Here is a 12,258-nt window from a genome sequence, read left to right on the forward strand (position 1 = left end):
TTCCAATCACATCCCGGACTACCGCAACCTGATCACCAGCTATAACGCGTTGACTGCTGCCAAGTAATACCTGGCGGCGTGATGCAACAAGGCCGGCTCCCATTGGGGGCCGGCCTTTTTTGTTGTCTGCTGTGGCCCTATCGCCGGCAAGCCGGCTCCCACAAGGACCGCGCAGTGCATTATCTGTGGGAGCTGGCTTGCCAGCGATAGGGCCATGGCTGGCAGCATCAATTCACAGGCATTGACTCAATGCCAGTGCTTGGACAAATCCTCTGCCAGTTCGATGCCGTTCAGGCTGGAGACGCGGCTGGCCAAATAGGTAATTGAGGCCGCTGGGCGCATGTCGTTAGTCATCCGGTGTCATTGAGATCGAGCGCCGCCCGCGCGGCGCTCGATCTCGAGAACGATGAATCACTAACGGCGAACGCTCTGACTCTCACCCTCACCCTCACCCTCAATCCGCATCCGAATCGAACAACCGCTCCAACTCCACCCGCGCCTCCTTCGCCGTCTGCATCACCTTGGCGCGGTCATTGCGCACCTGGCCCTGTGTGACCAGCACTTCCTCGTCATGCTGGGTGAAGCGCTCGATGCGGTCCGCCGCCTGCTCATCGCTCAGCCCCAGGCCGACCAGCGCCCGCCGGGTCATCTCCAGGCTCGAATAGAAGGTCTCGCGGATCGGTTCGGCCCCTACATCCACCAGCTTGTGCACATGCTGGCGGTTGCGCGCTCGGGCCAGCACTTTCAGGTGGGGGTACAGACGCTTGACCCGTTCAGCCGTTCGCGTGGTCACTTCGGGGTCGTCGGTGGTGATCACGATGTACTCCGCCTCGCCGACCTTGGCCGCATGCAGCACCTCGGGGCGCAGCGGGTCGCCGTAGAACACCGGGGCCTGTTCGAACATGCGGGTCATCTCGATGGCATCCACCGAGGTCTCCAGGGCAATGAACGGGATCTTCTGCGCGCGCAGGATGCGTGACACGATCTGCCCCATGCGGCCCATGCCGACGATCACCACGCGCGGGGTGCCGGCGTCGATGGCCTTGTATTGCTCGGGCACTTCACGCGGGGGTTGCGGGCGATTGAGGGCGCGGGCACAGCCGAGCATCAACAGCGGGGTGATGGCCATCGACAGGGTGATGGTCATCAGCAGCAAGTCGTAGGTCAGGGTGTCGAACAAGCCCTGGTCCTTGCCCAGCTTGAACACCACGAAGGCAAATTCGCCACCTGCTGCCAGCACCATGCCCAGGCGCAGCGCGCTGGCGCTGTTGAGGCCACCGGCGATGCGCCCGACGCCGATCAGCAGCACCAGCTTGACCGCCACCAGCAGCAACGTCAGGCCCAGCACCAGCAATGGCATTTCCAGCAGCAAGCGCAGGTTGGCGCCCATGCCGACGCTGATGAAGAACAGCCCCAGCAGCAGGCCCTTGAACGGTTCGATCTGCGATTCCAGTTCATGCCGGTATTCCGAGTCGGCCAGCAACAGGCCGGCGAGGAATGCACCCAACGCCATGGAAATGCCGGCTTCCTCCATCAACCAGGCCGTACCGATCACCACCAGCAGCGCGGTGGCGGTGGACACTTCCGGCAGGCCGGTGCGGGCCACGATGCGGAACACCGGGCGTAGCAGATAGCGGCCGCCGACGATGACGATGGCGATGCTGGCGAACACTTTCAGGCCGTGCTGCAGGCTGTCGCCGTGGCTGGTGTCCGGACCACTGGCCGCCAACAGCGGCACCAGCGCGATCAGCGGGATCGCGGCGATGTCCTGGAACAGCAGAATGGCAAAGGCCAGGCGGCCATGGGGGGCGTTGAGCTGCTTGCTTTCGGCCAGGCTTTGCAGGCCCAGGGCGGTGGACGACAGCGCCAGGCCCAGGGCAAGCACTACGGCGGCCGGCAGCGACTGCCCGAAACCGAACAGGGCAATGGCGCCGATCACCGCGCCGGTCAGGAGGACCTGGGCGGTACCGACACCAAACACTGATTTGCGCATCAGCCACAGGCGTTTGGGCGACAGTTCCAGGCCGATGATGAACAGCAGCAGGACCACGCCCAGTTCGGAGATGTGCGCGACGCTTTCGGTGTCGCGGATCAGGCCCAGGGCCTGCGGGCCGATGGCCACGCCGGCGAGCAGGTAGCCGATCACGGCCCCCAGCTGCAGGCGCTTGGCCAGAGGGACGGCGAGGACGACGGCGAGCAGGAAGATCACCGCGGTTTGCAGAAGGCTGCCTTCGTGTGGCATTGGCTCGTACTCCATGAGCTGCCGGGGCAGCGTTAGAACAGTGTGGCGGACAATTCTGGGGACCGTGAAGGGTTTGCACAATCGGGGTTATGGGAGAAACATTGTCCCTTTGAGGGGGACAATCAGCGGGCTATATCGAGGTGTCCAAGAACAGGCTGCATTGACTTCGAGGGCCCTATCGCCGGCAAGCCGGCTTGCCAGCGATAGGGCCAGCAGCCGTAAGATTTTTCTGAACCTGAAACCAAATGCTTCAGGTTTTTCATGCTTGGGAATTATCCTACGAGCGCTGCTGAAGTTTCGCTGTTGTCGGGGAAATGCCTCACGGATAACGTTTTCGGGTCGCTCTGGCGACCGGGCATGAGAACCCGACAGATCAGCTAGCAGCACCGTTATGGTGGCCGTACGTGGGCGGGCTTTCGCCTGGCCGAGTGTTTGCTAGCTTCTATCGGCTTTCTCACACCCGCGTACGGCTGCCACCTTCAATCCATGAGAAAGATTCAGGTGGTAGTTCCCTTTGCCTGTGAAGCTGGAATTACACCATGAAGAAGATCGTCCCCGACCCACCCCGCCGTAAACCTATCACCACCCCATTCTTCACCGTCCAATCCGACCTGTACCCGCCTGACGCCCTTGCCCACGCCAGCGAGTTGCTACGCGGCGTCATCGAAACCCTCGACGAGCACTGCCGCTCCCGCGCCGGCGAACACGGCCTGAGCATGCTGAGCAATGCCATGCATGCCAGCGAGATCGCCTATTCGCTGGTGGAGCATGTGCACGCTCGGCTGTATGGCCAACAGGTGGAGGGATGACGCGATGGCAGACCAAACCAAAGCCCTCGCCACCGTCGGCGTGGTGACCTTCCTCGATGTCGGCAATCCGCCGGTTGACCTGCTGCGGGTGCAGCCTGGGATTCCGATCGATGATGCCTACGAGCAGGTCTCGGTGTTGCTGGGTTACATCAAGCACCTGGTCCGCGAGGGCGATATGGAAGATGACCACAAGTTGCTCGGCGCAGCGGACTACCTGAGTGCCATGGCCAAGGCGCTGATGAACGATATCGAGGTGGCCAAGAACCGACTGCATTGACCTCCAGGGCCCAATCGCTGGCAAGCCAGCTCCTACAGGCACCTGTGGGAGCCGGCTTGCCGGCGATAAGGCCTACTGGCTGCCAGGACGGTACTGCAGTGCCTCGGCAAGGTGAGTTCGGGCAATCGAACCGGCACCTTCGAGGTCGGCCAGCGTGCGTGCCACCTTCAACAGCCTGTGGGCGGCGCGCAAGGAAAGCGTCAGGCGTTCGCAGGCACTTTCCAGCCAGGCCTGGTCAGTCGCTTGCAGCGGGCAATGCTGCCTTAGCCCTTCAAGGTCCAGAAACGCATTGGCACACCCTTGCCGGGCCTGCTGCACTTCACGCGCCTGCGCCACTCGGGCCGCCACCTCAGCACTGTTTTCACCGCTGGGGCGGTGGTCGAGCGTGGTGGTTTCCCGGGCCACGGTCAGGTGCAGGTCGATACGGTCCAGCAAGGGGCCGGAGAGTTTGTTGCGGTAGCGCTGGATCTGCTCGGTGCTGCAGCGGCAGCGGCCAGTAGGGTCGCCAAGGTAGCCACACGGGCAGGGGTTCATGGCCGCCACCAACTGGAAACGCGCGGGAAAGCGCACTTTGTCCCGTGCCCGTGCGATGACGATTTCGCCGGACTCCAGGGGCTCGCGCAGCACTTCCAGCACGCGTCGCTCGAACTCCGGTAGCTCGTCCAGAAACAGCACGCCATGGTGCGCGAGGGTGATTTCGCCGGGCTGTGGCCGGCTGCTGCCACCCACCAGCGCCGGGCCTGATGCGGAGTGATGGGGATGGCGAAATGGCCGTTGTGGCCAACTGCGTAATGGCGTTTTCCCGCTCACCGACTGGATGGCCGCGACCTCCAGGGCTTCGTGCTCGTCCAGTGGCGGCAACAACCCGGGCAGGCGGCTGGCGAGCAAGGTCTTGCCGGTACCTGGGGGGCCAGTGAAAAGCAGGTTGTGCGCCCCGGCTGCCGCCAGCAGCAAGGCGCGCTTGGCGGCAACCTGGCCCTGCACTTCGCTCAGGTCGGGGTAGGGCTGGTGCTGCAGAACCAGGCCATTGGCGCAGAAAGGCGGCAACGGCACCTGCCCGTTGAGGTGGGCGACCAGCTCCAGCAAGTGACCCACCGCATACACCAGCAACCCGCCAGCCAGGCTTGCTTCCTCGGCGTTCTCCCGCGGCACCACCAACGCCCGCCCGGCTTCGCGCGCGGCCAAGGCCGCCGGCAGCACACCCTGCACAGGGCGCAGTTTGCCGGAAAGCGCCAGTTCGCCCAGGCATTCGATATCCTCCAGGCTTGCCAGCGGCACCTGGGCGTCGGCAGCAAGAATGCCCAAGGCGATTGCCAGGTCGTAACGGCCACCGTCCTTGGGCAGGTCGGCAGGGGCCAGGTTCTGGGTAATGCGCCGTTGCGGGTAGTTCAAGCCGGAATTGACGATGGCGCTGCGCACGCGGTCCTTGCTTTCCTTGACCGTGGTCTCCGGCAGACCGACCAGGGTGAGATGGGGCAGCCCGTTGGCAAGATGGGTTTCGACGCTGACCGACGGTGCCTGCACGCCAACCTGGGCGCGACTGTGGACGAGGGCAAGGGACATGGACACTCCGTTGTCACTGAGGAAGGCGCCGCTTCCTGCGGCCTTGGCAAGCATAGTGAGCAGGACAACCAAGCGCGCAAGAAGAGTGCGTCATGGTTTTTCAGGCCAGGGCTTTTCCCTGCCTTTTCACAAATTCTCGCAAAAAATGGATCCAATAACTTTGCGCAGCGCCGATTCATGACTTAGTGTTCAAGCGTTGCTGCCGTTGCCATCGGATGACAACGCGATCCATAAATGGACTTAAGGTACTGCCTGTGCAAACACTCATTCGCGCCCGCCAACAGATCCGTGAACGGGTGCAGGCCAATGAATTCGTTGAACTCGACCGCTACTTCGATCGCCTCCAAAGCCAGTGGCAGCAGGCGCCATCGGGCGAGTGCCCGGCATATCTGGAAGCCGTCCAGGGGCATATGCTGGTCGACTGGGATGTAGGCGGCAGCAAGGCGCTGACACAGTTGCTCAAGGCGTGGATCTACGCCTGTCCCAAGGCTTATCACCCTCAGGTCGCGATGGGCTTTCACTGCTTCAACCGGGCGTGTCGCATCCGTGGCATTGGCGCGGCCGATGCCGTTTCTCAAGAGCGCCGTCTGGCTGCCGAGCAAGCCTGTGAACTGGGCGCGGCGCATTTCTTGCGGGCCATGGAGCGCAGCCCGCAACCTGTTGCTGCCGCTATCGGCATGCTGCAGATCTGTGCGCATTTCCATGAGCCCGGCTGGCTGGGCGAACTTTTCCGCGGTCAGGTGGCGCGCTTTCGGCCGAACGCGCACGCCGACGTGGAAGTGCAGGAGGCAGCGGCGCCGCTGCTGGTCAACTATGGCCTGGCACCGCTGGTGGAGTTGCCCCAGGCATTGCCCGGATGCCTCGAACCACGCCTGACCGAAGGGGAGCGCGCCAAGGATTACTGGCTGCGTCAGGCCCTTGCCTGGCGGCCTGGATGTTTCGAGGCCGTCGAAGCCTGTGCGCGCTATCTGACCCCGCGATGGGGGGGGAGCTACGAAGCAATCGATGAGCTCGCCGGCGGCCCACACTGCCAGAACTGGGATGAGCGGCTGCGCAATGCCATCCGCTGGCTGGCCGTTGAAGATGCGTTCTGGCTACCGAAAGCCGATCAGTCGCAACACATCCTGGCGTGGCAGCAAACCTTCGAGGCCTGGGTCAAGCATGATCTGCGGGCCAAGGAGCGCGCCACCTTGCTGGCCTTGCGTGGCGCTCTGCGCTACGCCTCGCTGCGCGATTGTCCGGGTGCGTTGCCGGACTTCGTTGCCAGTGTCGAGCTCTACCCTGACCAAGGTTTCGTCGAGGCCATCGGCGAGCCATTCCACAGCTTCGTATGCCTGGTGCTGTTTCACGGTGGGCAGAATGTCACTGCGGCCTTGCGCATCGCCATCGAGCGTCTGTGTGAAAACCGCAGGCAGGTTGCGGCCTGCGCGTTGCGCGCAGCAGGGCACCAGTTTGGCTTGTGGGGTTTCCGGCAATCTGCCGAGCAGGCGCAGCTGTGGCTGGACGCAGCGGTCAACCGCCAACGTGGGCGCGAGGGCCTGGGCTTCGATGTGCTGGAAGTGCCGCGCCTGCTGTGGGCGGCGAACCTGCACGAGGCGGCGTATTTCCTTTACCAGCAATGTGCCGAGCGCAAATTGCCGGAGGCCGCCGCCGCACTCTATGCCCTGCACTGCGGCCGCCTGGCCGACACCCCCGATCACTACCGTGATGCTGCATCAGCGGCGCATTGGTTGCTGTGCGCCGCACAGTCAGGCAGCCAGATGGCCAAGTACGATCTGGCCTGCCAGCGCATGCGTGATGGCGACGGGCTGGATGAGCGGCGGGCGATGCTGTCGGTCAGGCGCATGCTGCTCGATTGCCTGGGCAACGAGCAGCTCGATGGCCGTGCACGATTGCAGCTGGGCATACTGCAACGCCTGCATGGCGATGTGCGTGAGCGTGAAGAGGGGGTGGCCTTTCTGCTGGAGCTGGTCGCGTTCCCCGATGCGGGAATCGCCGGGCGGGCCTGTGCAGAGCTCGGCCTTGCCTGGATGCAAGGGCAGGGTACGCGCAAGCAGAGCCGCTTCGCCGCCATCGAATGGGCCAACCGAGCCGTCGCGCTGCAGCCGGATGATCCTGTCATCGAACAGATACGCGCGCAGATACTGAACGCGCACAGCGTGGTGAAGACCTTTATCACCGTTTGCGGTGCAACGCTGTTTCGAGGTGATCTGGAGGCCAGGGATCTGCCGCCAACGGCTGGCGGCTCAAGATCGCACCGCCAGCGGGCTTCTGCCTGAGGCAGGCTTTCTTTCTAGGGCTTGGCGCCGAGGATGATGTGCGATGCCTTGATCAGCGCGGTGGCCTTGACGCCGGCCGCCAGGCCCAGCTCCTGCACCGCTTCGCGGGTGACGATGGAGGACACTTCGGTGCCACCGGCCAGCTTCAGCACCACTTCGGCGTTGACCGCGCCGTCGCCGATGCGCACCACTTCGCCTTCCAGGGCATTGCGCGCAGAGAGCCGGTAGCCAGCTGCATCGGTCATCAGCACGACCCAGGGCGCCTTGACCAGCGCAACAGCTTGCTTGCCAACGTTGATGCCAAGGTTATGCAGGCTGGTCATGGTCACGACCGCCACCAGCTTCTCGCCGCCAGCCAGGGTCAGTTCGACCTCGGCGTTGACTGCACCGGGCTGAACGGCGCTGACGGTACCTTCAAAGACATTGCGGGCACTGACTTTCATCTTCAAGCACTCCTTTGACGATTGTTTATTCCTGTGCGGCTGGCGCAATCCGGGCTTCCAGCTCGGCAACCTGTTTTTCCAGGGCTTCCAGGCGTGCGCGAGTGCGCGCGAGGACCACCATCTGGCTGTCGAATTCTTCGCGGCTGACCAGGTCGAGCTTGCTGAAGGCACCTTGCATCAGCACCTTGAACTGGCTTTCCAGTTCGGCGCGGGGCTGTGCGGTGTCACCGCTGAACAGGCGTGAGGCCTGGTCGCTCAGGGCATCGAGAAGGGCTTTGGGCGCGAGCATGTGCGGCTGTCCACTGATACTGGGAAATGGCTCGCAGTGTAGCACGGTGAAAATCTGCCTTTGATTGCACGTTTTTCGAGCAGCCCCCAGGCTGCTGCGCACCGAAGTTGTGCGTCTTTTCCATGCTGGCGACTGGCCAATCCCGAGTGTTTCCTTCAAGCCATTGTTTTCCCGCGTTTTAAGCGAACTGGCAAGGTTTCTGCAAAGACCTGAGCGAGCCATGCACTGATGCAGTTCCTTGTGACCAGGCAGTGCGCACGCGGAGCGGGATGCCGACGACGCGTTACAAAGCCAGGCGCTGCGCTTAGACTTGAGACGGGTTTGTTTTCCTGGGGCAAGTCCACCAAATCGGGAGAGAGTTTCATGAAGCTAGTCACAGCCATCATCAAGCCGTTCAAGCTGGACGACGTACGCGAGTCGCTGTCGGAAATCGGCGTGCAAGGTATTACCGTCACCGAAGTCAAAGGCTTCGGCCGGCAGAAGGGCCACACCGAGCTGTATCGCGGTGCGGAGTACGTGGTCGACTTCCTGCCCAAGGTGAAGATCGACGTGGCCATCGACGACAAGGACCTCGACCGCGTGATCGAAGCCATTACCAAGGCTGCCAACACCGGCAAGATCGGTGACGGCAAGATCTTCGTGGTGAATCTGGAGCAGGCGATCCGCATCCGTACCGGCGAAACCGATACCGACGCGATCTAAGCGCCGAAAAAAGCCTCACCAAACCCAACGCCCCAGGAGAAAACAACATGACTCTGCGTAAGATCGCAGGGCTAGGAGCCCTATTGTCCCTCGTAATGCCGAGCCTTGCCCTGGCAGAGGAAACTGCCCCGGTGCTGAACTCCGGGGACACCGCCTGGATGCTCACGGCCACGGCGCTGGTGCTGTTCATGACCATCCCCGGCCTGGCCCTGTTCTACGGCGGCATGGTGCGTTCGAAGAACGTGCTGTCGGTCATGATGCAGTGTTTCGCCATCACCGGCCTGATGAGCATTCTCTGGGTCGTCTACGGCTACAGCATGGCCTTCGATACCACCGGTATGGAAAAGGGCGTGCTCAACTTCAATTCCTTTGTCGGTGGCTTCTCCAAGGCCTTCCTTAGTGGCGTGACGCCATCGGGGCTGACCTCTGCTGCCGCACTGTTCCCTGAGGCAGTCTTCATCACCTTCCAGATGACCTTCGCCATCATCACCCCGGCGCTGATCGTCGGTGCCTTCGCCGAGCGCATGAAGTTCTCCGCGATGCTGGTGTTCATGGGCATCTGGTTCACCCTGGTCTACGCCCCCATCGCGCACATGGTCTGGAGCGGTGACGGCGCGCTGATGTGGGACTGGGGCGTGCTCGACTTCGCAGGCGGTACGGTGGTGCACATCAATGCCGGTGTCGCTGGCCTGGTGTGCTGCCTGGTGCTGGGCAAGCGCAAGGGCTACCCGACCACCCCGATGGCGCCGCACAACCTGGGCTACACCCTGATGGGCGCGGCCATGCTGTGGATCGGCTGGTTCGGCTTCAACGCAGGCTCCGCCGCGGCCGCCAATGGCACTGCCGGCATGGCCATGCTGGTGACCCAGATCTCCACCGCTGCCGCTGCGCTGGGCTGGATGTTCGCCGAATGGATCTTCCACGGCAAACCCAGCGCCCTGGGCATCGCCTCCGGCGTGGTGGCAGGCCTGGTCGCAATCACTCCGGCGGCCGGCACCGTCGGCCCGATGGGCGCGCTGGTGATCGGCCTGGCGTCGGGTGTGATCTGCTACTTCTGCGCCACCAGCCTCAAGCGCAAGCTGGGCTATGACGACTCGCTCGACGCGTTCGGCGTGCACGGCATCGGCGGCATCATTGGTGCCATCCTGACCGGCGTGTTCGCGGCACCGGCCCTGGGCGGTTTCGGCGCGGTCACCGATATCGGGGCCCAGGTCTGGATCCAGGCCAAGGGCGTGATCTTCACCGTGGTCTACACCGCCATCGTCACCTACGTGATCCTCAAGGTGCTGGATGTGGTGATGGGCCTGCGGGTAAACGAAGAAGAAGAGTCGGTCGGCCTCGACCTGGCTCAACACAACGAACGCGGCTACAACCTGTAACTGCGACGCTGGAAAACTTGCCCGGCTTGCCGGGCATTTTTTTGCCTGTTTTTTGCCTTTTTCCGCAGTGCAAACGGTTTATCCGTCACGTTCGCGACGTAGGGCGAAAACTTACAACAAGCAGGGCGTTTATGGAGCTTTGCTTTTTCCACGGGCGCGCTAGAATGCGCGCCGAGGGGTGTGAGACGAGATGTCCGCACGCTCCCTCAGCCTTTGCTAGGCTTGCCAATAACGTGTGGCCAGCAGGGGTTCAAGGATTTTTCAGGTCCTGCCAGGAGCAGGGCCTGCCGGGTGGCGACTCCCATCAGGAGCGCCGACCCAAGGGCAGTGGCCTAACCCACGGCCAGTTGAATTTTCACTGGTGGCTGCCGGTCTACGGCTGCACTGGTCTATAACTAACCTGCTTTTCGCAAGTCATGAGGTAGAACATGAGCGACGACGATCTGGAAAATGATGACCTCGAAGTAGGCGACGAAGACGAGGCTGATGAAGGCCTCGAAGCGGCGGCTGACGATGGTGCAGAAGATGCTGGCGATGACGACAGCAGCCCGGCACCGGCTGCCAAGGGCAAGTCCAAGGCGGCTGTCTCGGTAGACGAGATGCCGAGCATGGAAGCCAAGCAGAAGGAGCGTGATGCCCTGGCCAAGGCGATGGAAGAATTCCTGTCGCGTGGTGGCAAGGTGCAGGAAGTCGAGGCCAACGTGGTCGCCGACCCGCCCAAGAAGCCGGACAACAAGTACGGCAGCCGCCCTATCTGAGTGGCTGAATGCAAAAAAGCCCGCCGTCGCTGCGGGCTTTTTTCTGGCTGCTCGAATCTCACGGCACGCTCGTGCCTACCAGGCCTCGACTGTCGTGCCGCCGGTATGGGTATTGGCAGCCGACAATACCAGCAAGCCTCCACCCGACTTGCTCAGGCTCTTGCCGTCCCAGCCGCTGTCGAAGCCAGCGACCGGCACGTTCTGGTCGGTCAGGGCGTCAGTGTCCCGCCCCGCACGGTGCCGCCGAACTGGTTCAGCGCCGCCTGGCTTTGCGTGGTTCCACCCAGATCGAGCGCGCCACCCAGGACGGTCGTTGTGCCGGTGCTGGCCCCCAGCGTTCCCGTGCCACTCAGTGCCAGCGTGCCGGCCTCGAGGGTGGTGCCGCCAGCGTAGGTGTTGTTGCCGGCAAGTGCGAGTGCACCGGAACCGGACTTGGTCACCCTCCCGGTACCGGAAATCACGCCACCATAGACAGCGTCCGTTGGCTGATCAAATAGAACCTGACCATTGTTAGTGATGTTCTGCGGAAATTGCTCGCCTGCCCCCATCAGTGTTCCGGCATTGTCGACGATGGTAGTGCCGGTGAAGTGGCTATAGTTGGCCCCCAAGAGGAGGGTGCCGGCTTGAACGGCCAGGGTCGCCTGTGCGGTTCTGTCGTTCGGCCGCAGTTGCCCACCTAAAGTCCAGGTACCCAACCCCGTCTTGTTGATGAATGTGAAGTTCTTGACTTGCCCGGCCAAGAGGTCTGAATTTCCGGGGTCTGCGTCCAGGCGCAACGTGTTTGTTCCGCCGCCACCGTCGAGGTTTCCGGAGAAGGTCGAATCATTGCCCAGAACAACAGTGTCATTACCACCTTGGAAGTTCAGGTTGCCCACTACTGTCGAGCCGGGCCGATTGATGAAGTCGATCCCTACACTTCCGTAACTGCCAAGTGCCTCGCCGTTCGCGCCGGCGATGATGGTTCCGAAGTTGTCGATCCGGTTCCGGCCATGTCCAATCAGCGCACCGCTGTTTGCAAAGAAGATCGCCGAGCTTGCGCCGCCACGGATCGTGCCTCGGTTCGAGATGGTGTTGCCGTCGCCCATGGCGTTGATCGCCTCGCCGGCTCCATAGCTTCCGTAGGATTGTTGGCCGGTGTTTCTGACGGACGCACCCTGTTGCAAGGTAATGGAGCCAGTGTTGCCCAACGTGATGCCTGAAGCATCACCAATGTTGAGTTGACTACCGGCACCGAGCACGACATTGAATCCGTCTACAGCAGACCTGCTGCCAATCGGCGAGGTATAGGGATCGCCAGCGTCGCACATCACGGAGGTAGTGGTTGCAACGCAGTTGGCGTCTGCGGGAGAGACGAATACCAGGCTGCTGCCGGCCATCGCAGCCACGACAACCCGTTTACTGGTTTTTCTCTTCTTGTCGCACGTGCAATAGTTTCTTTTCTTCATCTGTCTTCAAATTGAATAGCGAGATGCCGCGTTTCCTGGCGGGGTATGCCAGTGCGACCCATTAATTTAAAG

The 12,258-nt window shown here is 62.4% G+C and carries 12 protein-coding genes; 6 read left to right on the forward strand and 6 right to left on the reverse strand.

Features of this window, described 5'->3' with window-relative positions; translation table 11 throughout:
- Positions 1-454: 454 nt before the first annotated feature.
- Positions 455-2,242 carry a monovalent cation:proton antiporter-2 (CPA2) family protein gene (locus tag PPL01S_RS08080; protein WP_016394071.1) on the reverse strand — a complete coding sequence of 596 codons (1,788 nt, stop codon included), beginning with the start codon at positions 2,240-2,242 and terminating at the stop codon, positions 455-457.
- Between the two features lie 539 nt (positions 2,243-2,781).
- On the opposite strand from PPL01S_RS08080, the gene PPL01S_RS08085 reads away from it, so the two are divergent.
- Together PPL01S_RS08085 and PPL01S_RS08090 are read left to right on the forward strand one after the other, a co-directional pair.
- Positions 2,782-3,051 carry a hypothetical protein gene (locus PPL01S_RS08085; RefSeq protein ID WP_016394072.1) on the forward strand — a complete coding sequence of 90 codons (270 nt, stop codon included), beginning with the start codon at positions 2,782-2,784 and terminating at the stop codon, positions 3,049-3,051.
- A gap of 4 nt (positions 3,052-3,055) precedes the next feature.
- Positions 3,056-3,328, forward strand: a complete 273-nt coding sequence (locus PPL01S_RS08090) for a DUF3077 domain-containing protein (protein ID WP_016394073.1) — start codon at positions 3,056-3,058, stop codon at positions 3,326-3,328.
- 72 nt (positions 3,329-3,400) lie between these two features.
- Here the strand turns inward: PPL01S_RS08090 and PPL01S_RS08095 are convergent, their stop codons facing one another.
- The gene (locus tag PPL01S_RS08095) at positions 3,401-4,891 is read right to left on the reverse strand and encodes a YifB family Mg chelatase-like AAA ATPase (protein ID WP_016394074.1); all 1,491 of its coding nucleotides are present in this window, start codon (positions 4,889-4,891) and stop codon (positions 3,401-3,403) included.
- 254 nt (positions 4,892-5,145) lie between these two features.
- Between PPL01S_RS08095 and PPL01S_RS08100 the strand changes: the two genes are divergently transcribed.
- The gene (locus PPL01S_RS08100) at positions 5,146-7,170 is read left to right on the forward strand and encodes a DUF4034 domain-containing protein (protein WP_016394075.1); all 2,025 of its coding nucleotides are present in this window, start codon (positions 5,146-5,148) and stop codon (positions 7,168-7,170) included.
- Between the two features lie 14 nt (positions 7,171-7,184).
- On the opposite strand, the gene PPL01S_RS08105 is transcribed toward PPL01S_RS08100, so the two are convergent.
- Together PPL01S_RS08105 and PPL01S_RS08110 are read right to left on the reverse strand one after the other, a co-directional pair.
- Positions 7,185-7,613, reverse strand: coding sequence for a TOBE domain-containing protein (locus tag PPL01S_RS08105; protein ID WP_016394076.1), 429 nt, complete (start codon positions 7,611-7,613; stop codon positions 7,185-7,187).
- A 25-nt stretch (positions 7,614-7,638) separates the two neighbouring features.
- The gene (locus PPL01S_RS08110) at positions 7,639-7,902 is read right to left on the reverse strand and encodes an accessory factor UbiK family protein (protein ID WP_028625562.1); all 264 of its coding nucleotides are present in this window, start codon (positions 7,900-7,902) and stop codon (positions 7,639-7,641) included.
- Positions 7,903-8,265: 363 nt separating this feature from the next.
- Between PPL01S_RS08110 and glnK the strand changes: the two genes are divergently transcribed.
- From glnK to sutA, 3 genes are all read left to right on the forward strand, one after another.
- The gene (gene glnK / locus PPL01S_RS08115; RefSeq protein WP_002555808.1) at positions 8,266-8,604 is read left to right on the forward strand and encodes a P-II family nitrogen regulator; all 339 of its coding nucleotides are present in this window, start codon (positions 8,266-8,268) and stop codon (positions 8,602-8,604) included.
- Between the two features lie 47 nt (positions 8,605-8,651).
- On the forward strand, positions 8,652-9,983 hold the full coding sequence (locus PPL01S_RS08120) for an ammonium transporter (protein ID WP_028625561.1): 1,332 nt from the start codon (positions 8,652-8,654) through the stop codon (positions 9,981-9,983).
- Positions 9,984-10,411: 428 nt separating this feature from the next.
- A complete protein-coding gene (gene sutA, locus PPL01S_RS08125) occupies positions 10,412-10,741 on the forward strand; it encodes a dormancy-specific transcriptional regulator SutA (RefSeq protein WP_011536349.1) in 330 nt (109 codons plus the stop codon).
- 75 nt (positions 10,742-10,816) lie between these two features.
- Here the strand turns inward: sutA and PPL01S_RS24565 are convergent, their stop codons facing one another.
- Positions 10,817-10,939 (reverse strand): autotransporter-associated beta strand repeat-containing protein, encoded by a 123-nt coding sequence (locus PPL01S_RS24565; protein ID WP_016394079.1) that lies wholly within the window; start codon positions 10,937-10,939, stop codon positions 10,817-10,819.
- A gap of 11 nt (positions 10,940-10,950) precedes the next feature.
- Positions 10,951-12,186 carry an autotransporter-associated beta strand repeat-containing protein gene (locus PPL01S_RS08130; protein WP_028625560.1) on the reverse strand — a complete coding sequence of 412 codons (1,236 nt, stop codon included), beginning with the start codon at positions 12,184-12,186 and terminating at the stop codon, positions 10,951-10,953.
- Between the last annotated feature and the right edge of the window lie 72 nt (positions 12,187-12,258).

Source organism: Pseudomonas plecoglossicida NBRC 103162 = DSM 15088, from assembly GCF_000730665.1.
GTDB classification, from domain to species: Bacteria; Pseudomonadota; Gammaproteobacteria; order Pseudomonadales; family Pseudomonadaceae; genus Aquipseudomonas; species Aquipseudomonas plecoglossicida.

Excerpts from the sequence above, each read along its gene's own strand:
- PPL01S_RS08080 (WP_016394071.1), bottom strand. The coding sequence starts at position 2,242 with ATGCCACACGAAGGCAGCCTTCTGCAAACCGCGGTGATCTTCCTGCTC.
- PPL01S_RS08110 (WP_028625562.1), bottom strand. The coding sequence starts at position 7,902 with ATGCTCGCGCCCAAAGCCCTTCTCGATGCCCTGAGCGACCAGGCCTCA.
- PPL01S_RS08105 (WP_016394076.1), bottom strand. The coding sequence starts at position 7,613 with ATGAAAGTCAGTGCCCGCAATGTCTTTGAAGGTACCGTCAGCGCCGTT.
- PPL01S_RS08130 (WP_028625560.1), bottom strand. The coding sequence starts at position 12,186 with ATGAAGAAAAGAAACTATTGCACGTGCGACAAGAAGAGAAAAACCAGT.
- glnK (WP_002555808.1), top strand. The coding sequence starts at position 8,266 with ATGAAGCTAGTCACAGCCATCATCAAGCCGTTCAAGCTGGACGACGTA.
- sutA (WP_011536349.1), top strand. The coding sequence starts at position 10,412 with ATGAGCGACGACGATCTGGAAAATGATGACCTCGAAGTAGGCGACGAA.
- PPL01S_RS08120 (WP_028625561.1), top strand. The coding sequence starts at position 8,652 with ATGACTCTGCGTAAGATCGCAGGGCTAGGAGCCCTATTGTCCCTCGTA.
- PPL01S_RS08085 (WP_016394072.1), top strand. The coding sequence starts at position 2,782 with ATGAAGAAGATCGTCCCCGACCCACCCCGCCGTAAACCTATCACCACC.
- PPL01S_RS08095 (WP_016394074.1), bottom strand. The coding sequence starts at position 4,891 with ATGTCCCTTGCCCTCGTCCACAGTCGCGCCCAGGTTGGCGTGCAGGCA.
- PPL01S_RS08090 (WP_016394073.1), top strand. The coding sequence starts at position 3,056 with ATGGCAGACCAAACCAAAGCCCTCGCCACCGTCGGCGTGGTGACCTTC.